Below are 20,868 nucleotides of genomic sequence, written 5' to 3'. Positions count from 1 at the left end.
GAACAAGCTTCGGCACCATCCGACTCCGCGCCACCTGACAGGAGCAGACCATGCAGAAGATCAAGACCTTCCTGTGGTTCGACAACCAGGCCGAGGAAGCCGCGAATCACTACATCTCCATCTTCGGCGGCGACTCGAAGGTACTGAACACGACGTACTACAACGAGGCGGCGCCCGGCGAGACGGGCAAGGTCATGACGGTCGACTTCCTCCTGGCCGGCCAGGAGTACATCGCGCTCAACGGCGGCCCGCAGTTCCCCTTCACCGAGGCGATCTCGCTGTCCGTGGACTGTGCGTCGCAGGAAGAGGTGGACACCCTGTGGTCCAGGCTCACCGAGGGCGGCGAAGAGGGGCAGTGCGGCTGGCTCAAGGACAAGTACGGTCTGTCCTGGCAACTCGTTCCGCAGGGGCTGAGCGAGGCGCTGTCCGACCCGGACCCGGCGAAGGCCGAGCGGGCGATGAAGGCGATGCTCGGCATGAGGAAGCTGGACATCGAGGCGCTGCGCAACGCCTGAACCCCGCCTCCCGGCCCCGTCAGCGCACGGCGACGCCCAGCGAGTAGGCCCCCATCGACTTCGGCGCGCCCTTCCCGTAGAACACGTCGAGAGCGATGATCGTGAACCCCGCGGCCGTCAGCATGTCGGCGATCCGCCGGGTCAGATGGCACCCGGCGAAGAGCCGCTGCTCCAGAGGATCGAGGCGGCGTTGCCAGCGGCGTACGTTCTCGTCCTCCTCCGGCGCCAGCCCGTGCTCCAGGAAGTGCAGGGCCGCACCGGGTTTGAGTACCCGCCGCACCTCGCGCAGCGCCGCATCGGCGTCGGGGATGGTGCACAGCGTCCACGTGGACAGGGCACCGTCGAAGGTGTCGTCCTCGAACGGCAGGTACTGACTGTCCAGACAGGCGCGCCGCACCGGGGTGTGCCCCGTGTCGATACGGTCATGGGCCAGCTCCCAGCCGAGATCGGACGGCTCGACCGCGGCCACGTCGGTGACGGCGTCCGGATAGAACGGAACGTTGTGCCCGGAACCGAACCCGATCTCGATGATCTCGCCGTACAGGCCCTCGCAGACCCGCCGCCGCAGCGGTTCGACTGCCTCTGTACCGCCGACGGCATCGGCGATCCGGGGCACGATCCGCTCGACATAGAACCCCATCTCGAACCTCCATGTGTCCCTTCCCAGCATGGCACCCCGGCGGCCCCGACGCACCGTGCCGTCCACAGGCGGCGCACGGTCGATAGGGTCTGGCTCATGTTCAGCCGCGTACAACTGCCGCCGCCCCCACCGCCCGTGGAGATACGTGCCTGGCCCGACCGTGAGGCGCTGCTCGCCGACCGGGCCGTGGTGCTCGGGGAGTTGGTGAAGATGCATGTCTCACCGGGGCGACTGGCGGTGCTGTGGCTGTGGGGAGCGCTCTGTGCGGTGGGCTGGTCGCTGGTGGGCTCGGCGATCGTCACGTTCGAGGAGTCGTACGACATCTTCAGCACCGTGATCGGCGTGATCCTCGTCGGCATGGGTGCCTGCTGTATGGTGCCCGCGATCATCCTCGTCGTCGTCGGTCTGCGCCGCGACCGCCACATCCGCCGACTGCTCGCCGCCTGGGGCGGGTTGGACCGCGATCCGGTGCGCGATGCGCGGCTGCGGATGCCGGGCGTCAGCCTCGTCTGGCTGCTGATGTCCTTCGCGCTGTGCGCACTCGGGCTGTACGCGTGCATCGCTGTTCCGGCGACCGTCGAAGCGGGCCGGGGGGCCTACGGCCTGGTCGCCCTGGTCATGGGACTCGGGATGACCGGCTGGATCGTCGGACTGATCGGCACCACCAAGGCGTTCGCCCACCGACGTTGGGTGCTGCGGGTACTGATCGGAGCGCCCGCTCCGGAGCCGCTGTTTTCCGTCGGGGGCGGCGCGCACCGCTGACCCCGGACCTATCCTGACCGGATACATGAGTCACGCAGGGGGAGGAGCGTCACATGGAGTGGTACTGGTGGGTGCTCATCATCTTCTGGACGGGCGGGTTCGGATGGGCCGTCGACAACGTCCGTACCGCGCTGCGCAACCGGCACACCCGCAAGCTGGAGCTGCTGGAGGCGGCCAAGCAGGAGCGGCTGGCCGTCGAAGCGGCCCACAAGCCGCCGGAGCCTGTCTGCGGCTGCACGCACCATCTCGCCAAGCATGACAAGCAGGGCAAGTGCCACGAGCGGGTCGAGGTGCCGACCGCCTGGGACGATTCCAAGAAGCCGGTCCGCTTCGAGTCGGGGCAGTGCAACTGCCAGCAGTACGTGGGTCCTCAGCCGCTCTCGCAGGTGTACGCCGAGGACCTGACCGACCTGGCCTGATGGCCGCCCCGCCGGTCAGGCGGGTCCGGTCAGCGGGTGGCCGATCAGCATCGTCGGGGCTCCGGCCACCCGGGTGAGGAAGACCGTCGCGGAGTTCGGCCCCTGGAGCTTCATCCTGCGGCGCAGCTCCTCCGGTTCGACGGCCGAGCCGCGCTTCTTCACCGTCAGGACGCCGACCTTCCGCTCCCGCAGCAGCGCCTTGAGCTTCTTCATGTTGAACGGCAGCCGGTCGGTGATCTCGTACCCGGCGGTGTACGGGGAGTCGTACAGCTGGTCGCTCGTGACGTACGCGATGGTCTCGTCGACCAGTCGGCCGTCGCACCGCGCCACGATGTCGGCGACCAGATGGGCGCGGATGACGGCGCCGTCCGGCTCGTACAGATAGCGGCCGACCGGGCCGACGGGCGGGGCGGGCAGCGGGGCGCCGGACCACAGGGTGGCGCGGGCGGGAAGCACGGTGGCGCGGTAGGAACCGGCCGCGAAGCCCTCGCCGAACCAGAGCACCGCCTCCTTCACATCACCGCCGTCCGAGATCCACTCGGCCTCCGCCTGCGCCGGGATCGCCTCGTGCGGGATGCCGGGGGCGATCTTCAGCGCGGCACGGGGCGCCTCGAGTGCGGCGCCGGTCGCCCAGGAGAGCGGCGGTGAGTACGCCTCGGGGTCGAAGATCCTGCCCCGGCCGCCGCGCCGGGCCGGGTCGACGAAGACCGCGTCGTAGGGCGAGGTGTCGATCTCGGTGACATCGGCGCACCGCACCTCGATCAGCCCGTCCAGGCCGAGCGCGGCGGCGTTGGCGCGGGCCACCTCGGCGGTCAGCGGGTCGCGGTCCACTGCGAGGACGGAGATGCCCGCCCGTGCGAGCGCGATCGCGTCGCCGCCGATCCCGCAGCAGAGATCGGCGACGCTCCGCACCCCGCCCGCCGCCACGAACCGCTGTGCGCGATGGGTGGCCACCGACGTACGCGTCGCCTGCTCGACGCCGTTCGGTGTGAAGAACATCCGGTACGCGTCCTCGGCACCGAATTTCGCCACCGCCCGCTGCCGCAGCCGCGCCTGCCCCAGCGCCGCCGAGACCAGCGAGGCCGGATGGGTGCGGCGAAGCCGGGTGGCGGTGGCGAGTTCCTGGGCGGGGTCGTACGACCGCAGTCCGTCCAGGAGCGCCGCGCCCTCGGGGGTGCGCAGGGCCATGAAAGCGGCGAGGGGGTCGGACGGGTCGGGGGCGTCGGACCTGTCGTCGGCGTCGGACGGGTCGTTCGGGGCGAAGGCGTTCACGCGCCCCATTGTGAGCCAGCCGGGTTGACCGGCGGGCCCGGTGGCGGTGTCGGACCGGGGCGCCCCTCACGTGCTGGCAGGATGCGACGCCATGCAACTTGTACGACAAAAGGAAAAACTGACCATGAAAAGGAGTAGATCGGGCACGCCTCGGCCGGGGGGCGGGCGGGGCTCCGGCAGGCATCGGCCGGTCTGCGCGGTCCTGGCCGCACTCCTGGTCGCCGCGGTCTGCTCCGGCTGCGCCTCCGGGGCCGGCGGCCAGTCCGGCGACGGTGACGAGCACGGGGCCCGACCTGCCGCCGGACCGCCGGGTGGTCCGGGACTGGGGGCGGGCCCCGGACAGCTTGCCGGCCAGGGCGGCGCACCCGCCGGGCTCCGTGAGAACGCGAGGTTCGGCCCGGCCGTACGGGCGGCCCTCGCCAAGAAGTGGGGGCTGGACAGGCCACCGCTGATCGCACCCCCGTCGCCCGCCGTGAAGCCGCACATCACCACCCGCGAGGGGTTCGAGGTCGACGGCGGCGACGACTCGCTGCCGCCGGTCTTCACCACCGTCCCGACCAAGGACCGGGTCGTCTTCCTGACGATGGACGACGGTGACGAGAAGGATCCCGAACTGCTGCAGATGATGGACGAGCTGGACATCCCGTACAGCGCGTTCCTCAGCGACTACCTGGTACGCGACAGCTACGGGTACTTCCTGGAGATGCAGCGGCTGGGTGTCGGCCTCAACAACCACACGCTCAACCACCCCTACCTGCCCGGACTCTCGTACAAAGAGCAGAAGAGCGAGATCTGCGACCAGCAGGCCGTCATCGCGGAGCAGTACGGGCAGCGGCCCACCCTCTTCCGCCCGCCGTACGGCAACTACAACGCGGACACGCTCCGCATCGCGAAGTCCTGCGGCATCAAGGCCGTACCGCTCTGGAACGCGGAGGCGTTCCCGGACCACATGGAGTGGCGCGAGGCGGACCAGGACCTGCACCCCGGCGACATCATCCTCACGCACTTCCGGGGCCGGAAGGACTGGGGCGGCAGCATGGCCGACCTGGTCCGGGCGGTCATGAAGACCATTACGGACAAGGGGTATGCCGTGGCCCGGCTGGAGGACTACGTATGAGAAGGGCGCATCGGCTGCTCGCCGGACTGCTGACCGCCGGTGCGCTCCTGGCCGCCACCGCCGGGTGCGCACAGTCGGTGGACCCGATCGAACGGCTGGGCCGCAAGGCCGCACAGAAGATGACCCACCCGAAGCCGGCCCCCGCGGCGGGCCCGCAGGCGCATCCGCACGGCGACCACGGGGCGCCGGGATCGCTGGTCGTCATCGCCTGCCGTCAGCTGGAGGAGTCCAGGCACTCGCGGTTGTCGCCACCGCTGAGGCACTGGTGGCCGGACCGGCCGGGATCGTACGGGGGAGCGGAGGCCGGCGCCGGGTGCGAGCGGCGGTAGTCCTCGTGCCCGATCAGCGCCGCCACCACGCACAGCAGGAGCGCGGCCAGGATCTGGACCGCGCCCGCCCAGGGCCGGTTCGCGCGGATCAGCACCACGGCGAACAGGCAGATCACCGCGGCGATCCCGCCGAAGACGAGGACAGGCGTCCAGTCCATCGGCGGCGGCCCCGCCGGCTCCTGACCGTCGGGGTCCCACCGCGAGAGGATCAGGTAATAGAGGGCGCCCACACAGATCAGCCCTTCCAGGACCACGAGCAGCAGACCCGGCAGCACATCGAGGCAGCCGTTCACGGGGCGCGAGGAGTCCTGTGCGGCCGAGGGGCGATGCGGCAGCGGGTTCGACGGCCGGTACGGAGGTTCGAGCATGAACCCACGGTCGTACGGAACGGTGTGGTCCGTCCCCGCGTTGTCCCTGATGTTGCCCGGACCTTTGCGTTGTCCGGACTGCCGCATGCGACCAGCGCCCCGTCGCACCGTGCGCGAGCGGGGTCCACATGACGCCACGACTGGCTGAATTGGCACTCCGCTTGACCGAGTGCTAATCCCGGTCATAGTCTCGGTGCTGGCACTCACCACTGGAGAGTGCCAGCAGTACTGTGCGACTGGCAGGTCCGGCACCCGCGACGACGGATCCACCTGGTCGCCATCCAAAGACTCTTAACCCCGTGAGATCTCCGAAGGGGGAGACCGGATCGTGTCGACCGCCAGCTCCAAGGTTGCGATCAAGCCGCTCGAGGACCGCATTGTGGTCCAGCCGCTCGACGCCGAGCAGACCACGGCCTCCGGCCTGGTCATTCCGGACACCGCTAAGGAGAAGCCCCAGGAGGGCGTCGTCCTGGCCGTGGGCCCGGGCCGCTTCGAGAACGGCGAGCGCCTTCCGCTCGACGTCAAGACCGGCGACGTCGTGCTGTACAGCAAGTACGGCGGCACCGAGGTGAAGTACAACGGCGAGGAGTACCTCGTCCTCTCGGCTCGCGACGTGCTCGCGATCATCGAGAAGTAATTCACCCACGTTTGCTTCTGTTCTGCGCCCCTGGCCCCCTGCGAATAACCAGCCGGGTGGCCGGGGGCGCAGTTCGTTTGAGAGGAATGCTCAGCTGCCATGGCGAAGATTCTGAAGTTCGACGAGGACGCCCGTCGCGCCCTTGAGCGCGGCGTCAACAAGCTTGCCGACACGGTCAAGGTGACGATCGGCCCCAAGGGCCGCAACGTCGTCATCGACAAGAAGTTCGGCGCTCCCACCATCACCAACGACGGTGTCACCATCGCGCGCGAGGTCGAGCTCGACGACCCGTACGAGAACCTCGGTGCCCAGCTGGTGAAGGAGGTGGCGACCAAGACCAACGACGTGGCGGGTGACGGTACGACCACCGCCACCGTGCTGGCCCAGGCGCTCGTCCGCGAGGGTCTGCGCAACGTTGCCGCGGGTGCTTCCCCGGCCGCCCTGAAGAAGGGCATCGACGCCGCGGTCAAGGCCGTGTCCGAGGAGCTCCTCGCGACCGCCCGCCCGATCGACGACAAGTCCGACATCGCCGCCGTGGCCGCGCTCTCCGCGCAGGACCCGCAGGTCGGCGAGCTCATCGCGGACGCGATGGACAAGGTCGGCAAGGACGGTGTCATCACCGTCGAGGAGTCCAACACCTTCGGTCTGGACCTCGACTTCACCGAGGGCATGGCCTTCGACAAGGGCTACCTGTCCCCGTACATGGTGACCGACCAGGAGCGTATGGAGGCCGTCCTCGACGACCCGTACATCCTGATCCACCAGGGCAAGATCGGCGCGATCCAGGAGCTGCTCCCGCTGCTGGAGAAGGTCATCCAGGCCGGTGGCTCCAAGCCGCTGCTGATCATCGCCGAGGACGTCGAGGGCGAGGCGCTGTCGACCCTCGTCGTCAACAAGATCCGTGGCACCTTCAACGCCGTCGCGGTGAAGGCCCCGGGCTTCGGTGACCGCCGCAAGGCCATGCTCGGCGACATCGCCACCCTCACCGGTGCGACCGTCATCGCCGAGGAGGTCGGCCTCAAGCTCGACCAGGCCGGTCTGGACGTGCTGGGTACCGCCCGCCGCGTCACCGTCTCCAAGGACGACACGACCATCGTGGACGGCGGCGGCGAGCCCGGCGACGTCAAGGGCCGGGTCAACCAGATCAAGGCCGAGATCGACGCCACGGACTCCGACTGGGACCGCGAGAAGCTCCAGGAGCGCCTCGCGAAGCTGGCCGGCGGCGTGTGCGTGATCCGTGTCGGTGCCGCCACCGAGGTGGAGCTCAAGGAGAAGAAGCACCGTCTGGAGGACGCCATCTCCGCGACCCGCGCCGCGGTCGAGGAGGGCATCGTCTCCGGTGGTGGCTCCGCTCTGGTCCACGCCGTCAAGGTTCTTGAGGGCAACCTCGACAAGACCGGCGACGAGGCCACCGGTGTCGCGGTCGTGCGCCGCGCCGCCGTCGAGCCGCTGCGCTGGATCGCCGAGAACGCCGGCCTCGAGGGTTACGTCATCACCTCGAAGGTCTCCGAGCTCGACAAGGGCCAGGGCTTCAACGCCGCGACCGGCGAGTACGGCGACCTGGTGAAGGCCGGCGTCATCGACCCGGTCAAGGTCACCCGCTCCGCGCTGGAGAACGCCGCGTCCATCGCGTCGCTGCTGCTCACGACCGAGACGCTGGTCGTCGAGAAGCCGGCCGAGGAAGAGGCCGAGGCCGGTCACGGTCACGGCCACTCGCACTAGCGTGTAGCTCGGACAGCCACTGAGGCCCGGTACCCCGTCGCGGGGTACCGGGCCTCAGAGGTGCCCGGCCAGGCGTTGAGCGATGGTGCTGCCCGCTGTGCGTCGCTCGTTCTCGCGGACGTGGTGGACGTGGATCATGTGCAGCCGCTCGCGCGTGGTGGCGAGGACACGGACGGGGTTGTTCAGCCGCTGTGCCGTGAGTGTCACTTGGTGAAGACCGGCGAGGACTTCGGGGCTGCCGGCGACTCGTCCTGATGCAGTCTCGGACGGTGGAACGGCCGCCCGAGACAGATCGGCGCTCAGCCCGCTGTCAGCTACAGCCGCCGCCGCACTGACATGGGCCGCCGGACCGGCAGCAGCCGCATGAGTAGCCCGGGCCGCACTGACAGCCACTCGCGAGGGGCTTGCCGACTGCGGGATCACTACTCAACTGGGTTTCCGGGAGGGCTCCTTGGCGCTCGGACGAGCCGCAACGAGGGCCCATGGCATACCAATGCCGTTATAGATGTCCGGCCTTTTGTTCGTGCTCCACTGCTGCTGCTTGTAGGACTTGCCCTCAAAGGACACCAACTCGTCGGCGGTGTCGTATTTCCTCTCGGGGTCCCACGGTAACGCGCCTGCCATTGGACTCGCCCCTCGCTCTGGTCGTCTGCAAGCCGATCCATGCGGATCTTCCCATCGTCACCGGTGGCTGCAACAGCTTTCCTCCGGACAAGAGTTGGAGGCAGAACCATGCGGCACGACCACGGCGTCCCCGCGCTCGTCACCCCTCACCGGGGCGGCGGTGAGGGGGTTTCGTCATTTCCGCGCGCGGTCGGGAGCACTGGCGGGGGCGGGGAGCCTCCGATCCCGGCTCAGCAGCTCACAACCCCCGTCACGCCGAGCGCGGCAGCGCCCCCGCCCGGACCGGGTCCGCGAAGGGCAGGCCGGCCGCGAACCGCTCCATCTCGTCCAGCGCCTGGTCGGCCATCCGGTGCAGCTCATCGCCCAGCGAACCCGCGACATGCGGGGTGAGCAGCACATTCGGCAGGTCGTACAACGGCGAGTGCGCAGGCGGAAGTTCAGGCTCCGTCACATCCAGCACCGCGTGCAGCCGCCCGGTGGTCAGCTCGGGCAGCAGCGCCTCCTCGTCGATCAGCGACCCCCGCGCCGTGTTGATCAGCGTCGCCCCGGTCGCCATGGCCGACAGCTGCGCCACGCCGATCATGTGGTGCGTCTCCGGGAGCTGCGGCGCGTGTACAGATACGACCGAGCTGCTCGCGCACAGCTCGTCGAGCGAGGTGAGCCGTACACCGAGCCGCGCCGCCTCCGGACCGTCCACGTACGGGTCGTACAGCAGGACGTCCAGGTCGAAGGGGCGCAGCAGCTCGATCACGCGCCGGCCGATGCGGGAGGCGCCGACGATGCCGACCGTACGGCGGTAGTTGCCGGAGCCGTCGAGCTCCGCGAGCCAGTCGTGGTCGGCGCGCAGGGCGCGATAGCGATCCGCGGAGTGCAGGATGCGCTTGCCCGCGAAGAGGATCGCGGCGAGCGTGAATTCGGCGACCGGCAGCGCGTTGGCCCCGGCCGCCGAGGTGACGGCGATCCCGCGCTCCCAGCAGGCGTCCGTGATGTGGTGCTTCACGGAACCGGCCGCGTGCACCACGGCCCGCAGCCGGGGCGCGGCCGTCAGCACCTCGGCGGTGAGCGGAGTCGCGCCCCAGCAGGTGAACAGCACCTCGGCATCGGCGAGCGCGGCGGCCACCTCGGGCGTCGGGTCGGCCAGGTCGTGGGCGACGAGGTGCGGATCGGTACGGGTGAGGGTCGCCAGCCGGGTGCGGTGGCGGTCGGCGAGGAGGCGTCCGGCGATGCCGGGGCCCATCGCGAGCAGGGCCGTCGGCCGGTTGTCAGTGGCGTGGGGCATGGTGGAACTCGTACTCCTCAGGTCTCGTGTGAGAGTCACTTGACGCTGCCGGCGGTCAGACCGGCCTTCCAGTGCCGCTGCAGCGAGACGAAGGCGACGATCAGGGGGATGACGGCGAGGAGGGAGCCGGTGACGACGAGCGGATAGAAGCTCGGCTCGCCGTGGGTGTTGGTGTTCCAGGAGTACAGACCGAGGCTCAGCGGGAAGAGCTTGCGGTCCGAGAGCATCACGAGGGGGAGGAAGAAGTTGTTCCAGATCGCGGTGAACTGGAAGAGGAAGACGGTCACGAAGCCCGGCATGACCATGCGCAGTCCGATGGACCAGAAGACGCGCAGCTCGCCGGCCCCGTCGATCCGGGCGGCCTCCAGGGCCTCGTTCGGTATGTACCCGGCGCTGAACACCCGGGCGAGATACACGCCGAACGGATTGACGAGCACCGGGATCAGCACGGACCAGTAGGTGTTGACCAGGCCGGTCTTGGAGGCCAGGAGATACATCGGCAGGGCGAGCGCCGTGGTGGGGACGAGCACGCCCATCAGCACGAGGCCGAACAGCTTCTCCTTGCCCCGGAATTCGTACTTGTCGAAGGCGTATCCCGCGGCGACACAGATCAGCGAGCAGACGATCGCCCCGCCGCCCGCGTAGAAGAGGCTGTTGAGGTACCAGCGGAAGTAGATGCCGTCGCCGTAGGAGGCCAGGTTCGACAGATTCTCGCCGAGGTTGAAACCCTCGAAGGAGAAGGCGTTGCCCGCGAGCAGACCGCCCGTGTCCTTCGTGGCGGCGGTGACCAGCCAGACGAGGGGGAAGAGCATGTAGACGACGGCGAGCAGGAGGAAGCCGTTGACCGCGGTCTTCGACATCCAGCGGCCGCGGGAGGCGGGGGAGTTCATGCTTTCTTGCCCTTCCGGCCGGTGAAGCGGGTGACGACGAAGGACAGCAGCGCGGCCGTGAGCGCCAGCAGGATGGAGGCGGCCGCGGCGAGACCGTAGTCGTTGCGTTCGAAGGCCGCGGTGTACGCGTACATGTTCGGCGTCCAGGTGGAGGTGACGGCCGAACCGGTCCCCTTGTTGAGGATCAGCGGCTCGGTGAACAGCTGGAGCGAGCCGATGACCGTGAACAGCGCGACCATCACGACCGAGGCGCGGATCAGCGGGACCTTGATGCTGAGTGCGACGCGCCAGGCACCAGCCCCGTCGACCGTCGCCGCTTCGAGTACGGAGCGGTCGATTGCCTGCAACGCGGCATAGAAGATCACCATGTTGTAGCCGAGCCACTCCCACAGGGCGATGTTGACGATGGAGGGGAGGGCGCCCTCGGGTGAGAAGAAGTCGAAGCCGATGCCGCCGGACTCCATGGCGCTGACCACCGGGCTGAGCTGGGGTGTGTAGAGGTACACCCAGATCAGCGCGGCGATGATGCCGGGCACGGCGTGCGGCAGGAAGAGCGCGAGCTGGAAGAACCGGCGGGCGCGGGCCAGCGTGGAGTCCAGCAGCAGGGCGAGGGCGAGGGCCCCGATGAGCAGCAGCGGAATGTAGAACAGGCAGTATCCGAGGAGTACGCCGAAGCCCTCGCGGAACGCCCGGTCGCCCAGGGCCGCCGTGTAGTTGTCGAGTCCGCTGAAGACGGTCTCGGTGCCGCCGAAGCCCAGGCCGGACTGTTTCTCCGTGAACAGGCTGAGCCAGACCGCGTATCCGATCGGCAGCACCATGGCCACGGTGAACAGTACGAAGAAGGGCCCCAGCAGGATGGCGGCGGCTCTGGTCGTCCGGGCGCGCTTCATCAGCCGGCGTCCTCGACCTTCAGACCGCGCTTCTTCAGCTCGGCGACGGTGGCCTCGTGCCCGGCCTTCACGGCGTCCTTGATGGTGGTGCCACCGCTCGCGACCTTGCCGAACTGGTCCTTCATGGTGGTGTTCGTGGTGCCGGTCGTCGGGCCCCAGTTCCAGTCCGGGCCGATGGACGCGGCGGCGCCCTCGAACACCTGGTAGATGTCCTCGCCGCCGTAGAAGCCGGCGTCGAAGGACTTCTTCGCCACCGGGCGCAGAGCCGCCGCGGCCGGGAAGGCACTCGAAGTGCCGGACTCGATGCGGGCCTTGATGCCTTCCTCGGTGGTCGACATCCAGGTGGCGAACTCGACCGCGGCCTCGGCCTTCTTGCTGGTCTTCGTCACCGCGAAGGTGGAGCCGCCGAGCATGCCGCTGGCCGGCTTGCCGTCCCAGCTGGGCATCGGGGCGACGGCCCACTTGCCGCTCTGCTCGGGCAGCGTGCCCTTGAGGACACCTGCGCCCCAGGCGGCGCCGAGGTAGCCGACGGTGCCGCCGTTCTTGAGGGAGTTGGTCCACTCGGGACTGAACGAGGCGTTGGCGCGGATCAGGTCGTCGTCGAGCAGGCCCTGCCAGTAGTCGGCGACCTTGTTGGTGGCCGCGTCTGCCGTGCTGACCTTCCAGGTGTCGCCCTCGGGCTTGTACCACTGGGCGCCGGCCTGCCAGGCCATCGCCTGGAACGTGGTCGGGTCGTCGGGGAAGAAGGTGCCGATCCGGGCCTTCTTGTCGGCCTTCTTGATCTTCTCGGCGGCCTTGCGGAACTCGTCCCAGGTCTTGGGGACCTCGACGCCGTACTTCTCGAACAGGTCCTTGCGGTAGTAGAAGGACTGCGGCGAGGCGTCGAACGGGACAGCCCAGTTCTTGCCGCCGAGCGTCGTCAGCTCGACCGCCTGCGGCAGCAGCTTCTTCTTGATGTCGTCGGTGAAGTACTGGCCGATGTCCTGGAGCGCGCCCTGACTGACGTACTCCGGAAGCTGCGGGTACTCGATGGAGACCAGATCGGGGGCGTTGCCCGCCTTCACCGCGTTGGAGATCTTGGCGTAGCCGCCCGCGTTGCCGGACGGGATCTCCTCGTACACCACCTTGATGTTCTTGTGCGAGGCGTTGAACGCGTCAACGACCTCCTTGGACCCCTTGGTCCAGCCCCAGAAGGTGATGCTGACGGGCTTGCCGTCGCTTCCGGCGGCGGCATTGTCGTCGCCGCTGCCGCCACAGGCCGTGAGAACGGCGAGGGCGGTGGCGGCGCCGACTACGGCGAGGGACGTTCTGCTCGAACTGCGGCTCACAGCGAGGCTCCTGAACAGGCGACAACATTGGCGTTGGCCGTGATCCTTGGACCAGCCGTGACCGAAGTCAAGAGCGAAAGAGCGATTGATCGAAAAAAGATCAGATAAGTTACGTACGGAAGCGGGTGGAATGCCCCGCGGGAGGGGGCGTGAGGCCGCGAGGACGCCTGCTCCAAGCCGGCTTCAACGCCTGCTTCACCGCCTACGAGAAAGGTGCTCCGCACGAGTCCCGGACCCGCAGCTGCGGGAGCAGCGTCAGATGACGCCGGGGCATGTCCGTGCCCTGGCCGAGCCGCTCCACCAGCAGTTCCGTCGCATGGCGGCCCACTTCGCGCTTGGGCGGTGCCACCGCCGTGAGCGGGGTGTCCGCGAGGGCGGCCACCTCGTCGTCGTACGCGATCAGCGCCAGATCGTCCGGCACCCGTACGCCCAGCTCGGCCAGGCGCTGCACCACCTGGATCGCGTCCACGTCGTTGTGGATCAGCGCCGCCGTCGCCACCCCCGAGTGGACCGCCTCACGCAGCGCCTGCACGGCCTGTTCGAACGCGTCCGGAGCGAGTTCGGCCGGTACGGAATCGATCACGTCCTGCGGTGCCCGCAGCCCGAGCACAGCCAGGGCCTCCTCGTACCCGGACCGCACCGCGACGGCGGTCGGGGAGTCCGCCCGAGCCATCAGCAGCGGCGCCCCGTGTCCGAGATCCACCAGGTGGCGCACGGCGAGCAGCACCCCGTGCGCATGGTCCGAGCAGACCCGGTCCAGGCCGTCCAGCGGGGATCCCGCGGTGGGCCTGCGCTCCAGCAGGACGGTCGGCACGGGCAGCGAGGCGATCCAGCCGCCGAACGCGGCGGGGTCGCCGGGGTGCTGCCAGCCCGGCGCGACCAGCAGCCCCTCGGCGCCCGCGGAGAGCAGGCCCTCGGTGCGGGCGTGGTCCTCCTGCGGCCGGTAGTCGGAGATCCGCAGGATCAGCCGGGCACCCGCCCTGGCCGCGGCCTCGTGTGCCCCACGGATGACCTCGGCGAAGTAGTAGGTCGACGAGGGTGCGAGCATGCCGAGGACCAGGCCGGCGCCGGTGCCGGTGCCGCCGGGCCCCGTCGCGGCGGGGGCGGCGTTCTGCGGCCAGGACACCGAGCCGTGGACCCGGTCGAGCAGGCCCCGGCCGGCCAGCTCCTCCACGTCCCGGCGCACCGTGACGGGCGAGACCCCCAGCTGCGAGGCCAGGTCCGAGACCCGGGCCGAGCCCCTTTCCCGTACCAGCCCCAGCAGGCGGTCATGGCGTTCAGCAGCACTTTCGCGCACGGCAGCAGTCCCCTCGCAGTGTGTGGCCCGGCCCCCGGTCCGGCCGGTGCCGAGGCCCGTTGTCCGACCCTAGACCAACGTGATCGAACGATGGGAGTTTCGATCATTCAAACGCAATCCATTGACGTTCGATCAATCCGAGTCCAGGATTCCGGCGATGCCGACTCGTCCCGTCCCTGACTGTTCGTACGGAGGAATTGTGAGACATCGCGTCACCGCTGCGACGCTCGCGGCCCTGACGGCCGCCGCCGGTCTGACTGTTGCCGGCCAGAGCGCCGCACAGGCCGCACCCACCGGCCGTACCTTCCACGTCGACTGCACAGCCGCCCCGGCCGACGCCACCGGCAGCAAGCAGCACCCCTGGACCACGCTCGCCGAGGCCAACGCGCACATCTATGGCCCCGGCGACCGGCTGCTCTTCAAGCGCGGCGCCACCTGCACCGGCACCCTCGCCCCCAAGGGCACCGGCTCCGCCCGCGCACCGTTCACCATCGCCGACTACGGCAACGGCCCGGCCCGCGCCAAGCTGGACGGCGCGGGCGCCCACGATGCCGTGCTGCTCTCCAACATGCAGTACGTGCACCTCAAGGCCCTGGAGATCACCAACGCCGACAACCCCGGCAGCGAGCGCAACGGCGTCCGCCTCCGCCTCACCGACTACGGCACCGCCCGCGGCTTCGACATCTCCGGCCTCTACATTCACGATGTGCGCGGCGGCGACTACAAGACGGTGTCCGGTTCCAGCGCGATCCACATCGCGGTCGAGGGCAAGGCGAAGGCGAGCCGGTACGACGGCCTGGACATCGGGCACAACCGTATCGAGGACGTCGACCGCGAGGGCATCTACTTCAAGTCGACCTTCTCCAAGCGCGATCTGGTCGGCCAGCAGCAGGACCCGAACGTCTACCCGGGGGAGTGGACGCCGAGCACCGGAGTCCGCATCCACCACAACACGCTGAAGTCCCTGGCCGGCGACGGCATGAAGCTCGACACCACCAGTGGCGCCCGCGTCGACCACAACCGGGTCGACGGCTTCCAGCTGCGCTCGCCCTCCGCCAACGCGGGCATCTGGACCTTCAACACCGACGACACGACCGTCGAGTACAACGAGGTCTCCGGCGGCGGCAACACCCACGACGGGATGTCCTTCGACGCCGACGGCGCCTCGCAGAACACGGTCTTCCAGTACAACTACAGCCACGACAACAAGGGCGGCTTCCTGCTGATCTGCCCGTACAGCGGCGCCAAGACCATCGGCACGGTCGCCCGCTACAACGTCAGCCGCAACGACGGGGCCCGTCTGATCCAGAACTGCTGGGGCCCGATCCTCGGCACGGAGATCTACAACAACACCTTCCACAACAAGGAGCAGATCCCCGGCTACCTCGTCCAGGACGACGCCGGCAGCCCCGCCACCACCCAGCACGAACTTTCCATCCGGAACAACATCTTCGTGAGCGAGGGCATTGGCGGCTACGCCTTCAAGAACCCGACACCCGGGCTCTCCTTCGACCACAACGCCTTCTACGGCATCGGCATGACCCGCCCCAACCCCGGCGGCATCACGGCCGATCCGAAGCTCCGACCCGACTTCCGTCTCGGTGCGGGCTCCCCCGCCCTCGCCGCCGGAGCCGTCATCGAGAACAACGGCGGCAAGGACTACTTCGGCAACGAGCTGAAGCCCGGCGCCCCCAACCTCGGCGCCTACGCGGGCCGCGGGGTGAAGTAACAGCCCACTCGGTATCCGCCGACCCGGTAACGACCTCGCCCACGATTGGCAGTGGGAGAAGGAGCGGCGTCCGGGGCCTTCGAATCCAGGGTGGAGGAGGGAGTCGACGCGGAGCGTCGGCGACTGACGACAACGCCGGAGGCGGAGGTCCCGGACACCGCGACGCCGCTGACAATCGCGGGCGAGGCCGTAACCCACTCACTGTGGCCCGTACTTGCGGCCTGTCTTGGAGGTCACCCCTCCGAGCAGGCCGCGCGGCGTCACCTTCACGAGCCCCATCAACGCCTTGTACCGCGGGTCCGGGATCGAGACCGACTTGCCGCGTGCCAGGTCCGTCAGAGCAGCCGCCACCAGCTTGTCCGCGTCGAGCCACATCCAGCCCGGGATGTTGCCGGTCCCCATCCCGGCCCGCTCGTGGAACTCCGTCCGCACGAAGCCGGGGCACAGCGCCATCAGCCGCACCCCCGAACCGGCCAGGTCCTTCGCCGCGCCCTGGGTGAACTGCACGACCCACGCCTTGGACGCGCCGTACGTCCCGCGCGGCACGAACGCCGCCACCGAGGCCACATTGACGACCCCGCCCCGCCCGCGCTCCCGCATCCCGGCCGCGGCCGCCGAGGTCAGCCGCAGCACCGCCTCGCAGTGCACCTTCAGCATGTTCAGCTCATCGGCCATGGGCACATCCAGATAGCGGCCCTTGTTGCCGAACCCGGCATTGTTGACCAGTAGATCGACCGACTGGTGACGGTTCGTCAACCGGGCCTCGACCGTGGCGATCCCCTCGTCCTCGGACAGGTCGGCCGTCAGCACCTCTGCCTCGATGCCGTGCCGGTCGTGCAGTTCGGTCGCCTGCTCGCGCAGCCGCTCGGTGTTGCGCGCCACCAGCACCAGGTTGTGCCCATCGGCCGCGAGCCGCCGCGCGAATGCGGCTCCGATCCCTGCGGTCGCGCCCGTAATCAGTGCAGTCGTCATACGCGGCACGTTAGTGCCTGTCCGGCACGCCGCGATCAGTCGTCCGCCGCCTCCGTCTCCACGTACTTCAGAGCGGCACGCAGCGTCTCGGGACGCAGCGCGTCCCGCGCCGGGAGCAGCTTCGGGAGCAGCTCCCGGCGCGTCGTCGAGGCCAGGAAGTCCAGCTCCACGGTGACGTCGTGGTCCGGCCGGTGCACGATCTCGACCGGGTCCCCGGAGCGGATCTCGCCCGGCTCGATCACCCGCAGGTAGGCACCCGGGGCAGCCGCCTGTATGAACCGCTTGACCCAGTGCTTCTCGTCGACATGGCCGGCGAACGTACGGCAGGGAATCCGGCTCGACGTGACCTCCAGGACCAGGTCGGGGCCGATCCGCCAGCGCTCGCCGATCCTCGCGCCGCTCACGTCCAGACCGCTGGTCGTCAGGTTCTCGCCGAACGTGCCATTGGCCAGCGGGCGGCCGAGCTCCCGCTCCCAGACGTCGAGTTCCTCGCGGGCGAATGCGTACACGGCCTGGTCGGAGCCGCCGTGGTGACGCAGATCGCAGACCGCGTCCCCGGCCAGGCCGCTGCCGCCGGTGCCCTTGGGGCCGGGGTCGGTGACGCGTACGGGGCCGTCGGCCGGCTGCTTGCCGATCCCGGTCGCGCCGCCGGGGGCGTCGGTGTAGTCGACGGCCTCGGGCCGTCCCACATTCACAGTCAGCAGCTTCATCGGCCTCATACGGAGAACGCTAACCACTCCACCCCCAAAGATGCGCGCCAATAACTCGCATGCAACCCAAGAGTCGCTTATGGTTGGAGTGTGATCGAAGCCCGTCATCTCCGTGTCCTGCGCGCCGTGGCCGCCACCGGCTCGTTCTCCGCCGCCGCCCGCGAACTGGGCTGCACCCAGCCGGCGGTCAGCCAGCAGATGAAGGCCCTGGAAGCCTCTGCGGGGACCACCCTGCTGATCCGTACGGGACGCGAGATGCGGCTCACCCAGGCGGGCGAGGCCCTCGTCCGGCACGCCTCCGGAATCCTCGCCGGGCTCATCGCCGCCGAGGAGGAGGTCGCCGCGATCGCCGGGCTGCGGGCCGGCCGGGTCCGGCTCGTCTCGTTCCCCAGCGGCAGCTCCACGCTGGTCCCCTGCGCCCTCGCGGCGCTGCGCGCGGCCCATCCCGGCACCCGGGTCTCCCTGGTCGAGGCCGAGCCGCCGCGTTCGGTCGAGATGCTGCGCGAGGGTGACTGCGACATCGCGCTGGCGTTCCGTTACGGCGCCTCCGGCGCGGAGTGGGACGACCTGGTCGTACGCCCGCTGCTCACCGACCGGCTGATCGGCCTGGTCCCCGAGGGGCACCGGCTGGCCGGTTCGGCTGCCGTCGGCATCGCCGAGCTGGCCGACGAGTCGTGGATCGCGGGCTGCCCGCGCTGCCGCCGTCAGCTGGTGGAGGTCTGCGAGGAGTCCGGCTTCACGCCCCGGATCGACTTCGCCACCGACGACTATCCGGCAGTGATCGGCCTGGTCGGCGCCGGTCTGGGGGTGGCCGTACTGCCGGAGCTGGCGATCGAGTCGGTACGCCCCAAGGGGGCCCGCACGGTGACGGTGGAGCCGGCCATCGAGCGCGAGATCGTCGCCCTGACCCTGCCCGACCTGGCCCAGGTGCCGGCGGTGGCGGCCACCCTCGACCGGCTGTCCCTGGCGGCCGCCCGCTGAGCGGGGCCTGCCTGTGGCCCGGCCCCCCTCGGTGGCCGGGTGAAGTGCGGAAACGTTTTTGTATTTGTTGTGCCGGGCGGGGTGGGATCAGCCGTGCCCCGACGGGGACGGTAGGCCCGACGGCGCCGCTGCCGCGATCAGCCGGTTGCGGGCCCGTCCCATGAGCTCCTCGCGTTCGTCCTCGGTCAGCCCGCCCCACACTCCGTAGGGCTCTCGCACCGCCAGTGCGTGTGCTGCGCACTCGGCACGTACCGGGCATCGCATACAGACCTCTTTCGCCGAGTTCTCGCGGGCGCTCCGTGCCGCCCCGCGTTCACCCTCCGGGTGGAAGAACAGCGAGCTGTCGACCCCGCGGCAGGCCGCCAACAGCTGCCAGTCCCACAGATCGGCGTTGGGTCCGGGAAGCCGGGAGAAATCTGCCATTGCTTGTCCCCTCGAAACCATGCTGAGTCGGAATCGTCGTTGTCGTCCGTTGTTGACCGTGCCCATGACATTTACATCTACGGTGTAAGTAGATGTAAATATGACTGATTGCGAATCTAGCCACAGACACCAGTAAAAGGGAAGAAAACCCGCCAAATAGGGCATATCTTCATGTGAAGTTTCGGTTGACGGTTGGATGATTCGCGCCGCTCTCCTCTGTGCACGGGTCCTCACGTAGAGTGCCGATCCCGGCCGTCCGACCCGTAACTCTTTCGAGTGACCATCGTTGAGAGGGCGGAGGCGGTTGACAGAAAAAGCGATCGGGCAGATGTCCGAGAGCGTCAACCGCTCAGGTGACGACTTGTAACAGCCTGGAGGCTCAAGGTGACGCGCATCAGCTGCGGAGGACGGTCATGACATCCGTCCTCGTCTGCGACGACTCCCCGCTTGCCCGAGAAGCGCTCCGTCGCGCGGTCGCGACCGTGCCCGGCGTCGAGCGTGTGACGACGGCGGCCAACGGCGAGGAAGTCCTCCGCCGCTGGGGCGCCGACCGTTCGGATCTGATTCTGATGGACGTACGCATGCCCGGTCTGGGGGGTGTGGAGACGGTCCGGCGGCTGCTCTCCGCCGACCCCGGCGCCAGGATCATCATGCTGACCGTCGCCGAGGACCTGGACGGTGTCGCGCTCGCGGTCGCCGCCGGTGCCCGCGGCTATCTGCACAAGGACGCCTCCCGCGCGGAGTTGCGGGCCACCGTCACTCAGGCGCTGGCCGATCCGACGTGGCGGCTCGCCCCCCGCCGGCTGCGGTCGGCCGAGATGGGTGCGGCGCCGACGCTCACCGCGCGTGAGATCCAGGTGCTCGAAGGAATGAGTCACGGCCGCTCGAACGCCGAGATCGGCCGTGAGCTGTTCCTCTCCGAGGACACGGTGAAGACGCACGCCAGGCGTCTGTTCAAGAAGCTCGGCGCCTCGGACCGGGCGCATGCCGTGGCGCTCGGCTTCCGCTGGGGCCTGGTCCGCTGAGGACCGGCCATGGCCGGCAGCCGATCGACGCCCCGTCCGCACACCGGCGGACGGGGCGATGTGACCGACGTGCGCGGGGCGGGCTCCGCCCCCCTGGTGGAGCCCTCCGCGCCGGCGGTATGTGACGCTTCCCGGCCGATGCCGCATCCTTGAGTTGTGGAGTTCCTCGGGAACGATTCGGTCGAGCGGAAGGGGAGGGCGCAGGACATGACTTCCGGCGCACCCGCTCATAACGCTTCGGTGCACAACTACGGACGCGGCGGCACGGATGACGCGGCTCCGGGGCACCATGGTCCGATGCGCGACGACGAGACGACGGTGATCGGTGCACTGGTGCACCGTGCTGTCGAGGGCGACGCGCAGGCCACCCATGATCTGCTGGCCCATGTCCACCCCCTCGCGCTGCGCTACTGCAGGTCCCGGCTGAACCGGCTGCCCGGTGATGCTCGCCACTTCGTGGAGGACCTGGCGCAGGAGGTCTGTGTCGCGGTGCTGATGGCTCTGCCGCGCTACAAGGACACCGGCAGACCCTTCGAAGCCTTTGTCTTCGCCATCGCGGGCCACAAGGTCGCCGATCTCCAGCGGGCCGCCATGCGGCACCCGGGATCGACGGCCGTGCCCTCCGACGAGATGCCCGAGCGGCCGGACGATTCGCTCGGGCCCGAGGAGCGCGCGCTGCTCAGCAGCGATGCGGCCTGGGCCAAGAAGCTTCTTGCCAACCTCCCGGACAACCAGCGTGAGCTGCTCGTTCTGCGGGTCGCGGTCGGTCTGACCGCCGAGGAGACCGGGCAGATGCTGGGCATGTCTCCCGGTGCGGTCCGGGTCGCCCAGCACCGGGCGCTCAGCAGGCTGCGGGCCCTCGCGGAGCAGTGAGCCGGGCCCCGTTCCGGTTCTGTACGAAGCTACAGAACCTCTAGGTGATCTTGCTCGTGGAATGAG

At 69.2% G+C, this 20,868-nt stretch carries 22 protein-coding genes; 11 read left to right on the top strand and 11 right to left on the bottom strand.

Translation table 11 applies throughout. The features are described 5' to 3' along the window. Nucleotides 1-50 precede the first annotated feature (50 nt). Nucleotides 51-515, top strand: coding sequence for a VOC family protein (locus OG609_RS16090; protein ID WP_327273469.1), 465 nt, complete (start codon nt 51-53; stop codon nt 513-515). A gap of 19 nt (nt 516-534) precedes the next feature. Here the strand turns inward: OG609_RS16090 and OG609_RS16085 are convergent, their stop codons facing one another. Beyond that, the gene (locus tag OG609_RS16085; RefSeq protein ID WP_327273468.1) at nt 535-1,155 is read right to left on the bottom strand and encodes a class I SAM-dependent methyltransferase; all 621 of its coding nucleotides are present in this window, start codon (nt 1,153-1,155) and stop codon (nt 535-537) included. Between the two features lie 96 nt (nt 1,156-1,251). Here OG609_RS16085 and OG609_RS16080 point away from each other — a divergent pair, with 96 nt between their 5' ends. Both OG609_RS16080 and OG609_RS16075 read left to right on the top strand, forming a co-directional pair. Beyond that, nucleotides 1,252-1,917 (top strand): hypothetical protein, encoded by a 666-nt coding sequence (locus OG609_RS16080; protein WP_327273467.1) that lies wholly within the window; start codon nt 1,252-1,254, stop codon nt 1,915-1,917. Nucleotides 1,918-1,970: 53 nt separating this feature from the next. Further along, nucleotides 1,971-2,336, top strand: coding sequence for a hypothetical protein (locus OG609_RS16075; RefSeq protein ID WP_327273466.1), 366 nt, complete (start codon nt 1,971-1,973; stop codon nt 2,334-2,336). A 15-nt stretch (nt 2,337-2,351) separates the two neighbouring features. Here OG609_RS16075 and OG609_RS16070 read toward each other — a convergent pair whose 3' ends face one another. Then, complete coding sequence (locus OG609_RS16070) at nt 2,352-3,617, bottom strand: class I SAM-dependent methyltransferase (protein WP_327273465.1); 1,266 nt, start codon at nt 3,615-3,617, stop codon at nt 2,352-2,354. 82 nt (nt 3,618-3,699) lie between these two features. Between OG609_RS16070 and OG609_RS16065 the strand changes: the two genes are divergently transcribed. Next, a complete protein-coding gene (locus OG609_RS16065; protein ID WP_442817969.1) occupies nt 3,700-4,725 on the top strand; it encodes a polysaccharide deacetylase family protein in 1,026 nt (341 codons plus the stop codon). A gap of 214 nt (nt 4,726-4,939) precedes the next feature. Here the strand turns inward: OG609_RS16065 and OG609_RS16060 are convergent, their stop codons facing one another. Then, nucleotides 4,940-5,422 carry a DUF6234 family protein gene (locus OG609_RS16060; protein WP_327273463.1) on the bottom strand — a complete coding sequence of 161 codons (483 nt, stop codon included), beginning with the start codon at nt 5,420-5,422 and terminating at the stop codon, nt 4,940-4,942. Between the two features lie 328 nt (nt 5,423-5,750). On the opposite strand from OG609_RS16060, the gene groES reads away from it, so the two are divergent. The 3 genes from groES (at nt 5,751) to OG609_RS46185 (ending at nt 8,036) form a co-directional block, all read left to right on the top strand. Beyond that, entirely contained in the window at nt 5,751-6,059 is a 309-nt protein-coding gene (gene groES, locus OG609_RS16055; RefSeq protein WP_018101172.1) for a co-chaperone GroES, read from the top strand. A gap of 99 nt (nt 6,060-6,158) precedes the next feature. Next, nucleotides 6,159-7,781, top strand: a complete 1,623-nt coding sequence (gene groL, locus OG609_RS16050; RefSeq protein WP_327273462.1) for a chaperonin GroEL — start codon at nt 6,159-6,161, stop codon at nt 7,779-7,781. A 60-nt stretch (nt 7,782-7,841) separates the two neighbouring features. Then, nucleotides 7,842-8,036: an HNH endonuclease gene (locus OG609_RS46185; RefSeq protein WP_442817968.1), complete on the top strand. Its 195-nt coding sequence runs from the start codon at nt 7,842-7,844 to the stop codon at nt 8,034-8,036. A gap of 619 nt (nt 8,037-8,655) precedes the next feature. On the opposite strand, the gene OG609_RS16040 is transcribed toward OG609_RS46185, so the two are convergent. From OG609_RS16040 to OG609_RS16020, 5 genes are all read right to left on the bottom strand, one after another. Further along, complete coding sequence (locus OG609_RS16040) at nt 8,656-9,684, bottom strand: hydroxyacid dehydrogenase (RefSeq protein ID WP_327273460.1); 1,029 nt, start codon at nt 9,682-9,684, stop codon at nt 8,656-8,658. A 35-nt stretch (nt 9,685-9,719) separates the two neighbouring features. Further along, nucleotides 9,720-10,574, bottom strand: coding sequence for a carbohydrate ABC transporter permease (locus OG609_RS16035; RefSeq protein WP_327273459.1), 855 nt, complete (start codon nt 10,572-10,574; stop codon nt 9,720-9,722). Further along, entirely contained in the window at nt 10,571-11,464 is an 894-nt protein-coding gene (locus OG609_RS16030) for a carbohydrate ABC transporter permease (protein WP_327273458.1), read from the bottom strand. Before OG609_RS16030 ends, OG609_RS16035 begins: the two co-directional genes overlap by 4 nt. Continuing rightward, nucleotides 11,464-12,792 (bottom strand): ABC transporter substrate-binding protein, encoded by a 1,329-nt coding sequence (locus OG609_RS16025; RefSeq protein ID WP_327273457.1) that lies wholly within the window; start codon nt 12,790-12,792, stop codon nt 11,464-11,466. The genes OG609_RS16030 and OG609_RS16025 overlap by 1 nt, the downstream gene beginning before the upstream one ends. Nucleotides 12,793-12,994: 202 nt before the next feature. Continuing rightward, nucleotides 12,995-14,089, bottom strand: coding sequence for a substrate-binding domain-containing protein (locus OG609_RS16020; RefSeq protein WP_327273456.1), 1,095 nt, complete (start codon nt 14,087-14,089; stop codon nt 12,995-12,997). 199 nt (nt 14,090-14,288) lie between these two features. Between OG609_RS16020 and OG609_RS16015 the strand changes: the two genes are divergently transcribed. Continuing rightward, complete coding sequence (locus OG609_RS16015; RefSeq protein ID WP_327273455.1) at nt 14,289-15,818, top strand: right-handed parallel beta-helix repeat-containing protein; 1,530 nt, start codon at nt 14,289-14,291, stop codon at nt 15,816-15,818. Nucleotides 15,819-16,016: 198 nt separating this feature from the next. Here the strand turns inward: OG609_RS16015 and OG609_RS16010 are convergent, their stop codons facing one another. After that, complete coding sequence (locus OG609_RS16010) at nt 16,017-16,790, bottom strand: SDR family NAD(P)-dependent oxidoreductase (RefSeq protein WP_327273454.1); 774 nt, start codon at nt 16,788-16,790, stop codon at nt 16,017-16,019. A 35-nt stretch (nt 16,791-16,825) separates the two neighbouring features. Next, a complete protein-coding gene (locus OG609_RS16005) occupies nt 16,826-17,500 on the bottom strand; it encodes an MOSC domain-containing protein (protein WP_327278069.1) in 675 nt (224 codons plus the stop codon). A 90-nt stretch (nt 17,501-17,590) separates the two neighbouring features. On the opposite strand from OG609_RS16005, the gene OG609_RS16000 reads away from it, so the two are divergent. Then, complete coding sequence (locus tag OG609_RS16000; protein ID WP_327273453.1) at nt 17,591-18,481, top strand: LysR family transcriptional regulator; 891 nt, start codon at nt 17,591-17,593, stop codon at nt 18,479-18,481. Nucleotides 18,482-18,568: 87 nt separating this feature from the next. Here the strand turns inward: OG609_RS16000 and OG609_RS15995 are convergent, their stop codons facing one another. Further along, nucleotides 18,569-18,904 (bottom strand): WhiB family transcriptional regulator, encoded by a 336-nt coding sequence (locus OG609_RS15995; RefSeq protein WP_093893461.1) that lies wholly within the window; start codon nt 18,902-18,904, stop codon nt 18,569-18,571. Nucleotides 18,905-19,317: 413 nt separating this feature from the next. On the opposite strand from OG609_RS15995, the gene OG609_RS15990 reads away from it, so the two are divergent. Then, on the top strand, nt 19,318-19,929 hold the full coding sequence (locus OG609_RS15990; RefSeq protein WP_003948568.1) for a response regulator transcription factor: 612 nt from the start codon (nt 19,318-19,320) through the stop codon (nt 19,927-19,929). 297 nt (nt 19,930-20,226) lie between these two features. After that, nucleotides 20,227-20,802 carry a sigma-70 family RNA polymerase sigma factor gene (locus OG609_RS15985; RefSeq protein WP_093893485.1) on the top strand — a complete coding sequence of 192 codons (576 nt, stop codon included), beginning with the start codon at nt 20,227-20,229 and terminating at the stop codon, nt 20,800-20,802. Nucleotides 20,803-20,868: the final 66 nt, after the last annotated feature.

This window comes from Streptomyces sp. NBC_01224, from assembly GCF_036002945.1.
Lineage (GTDB): Bacteria > Actinomycetota > Actinomycetes > Streptomycetales > Streptomycetaceae > Streptomyces.
This window is presented reverse-complemented; position numbering and strand designations above follow the sequence as displayed.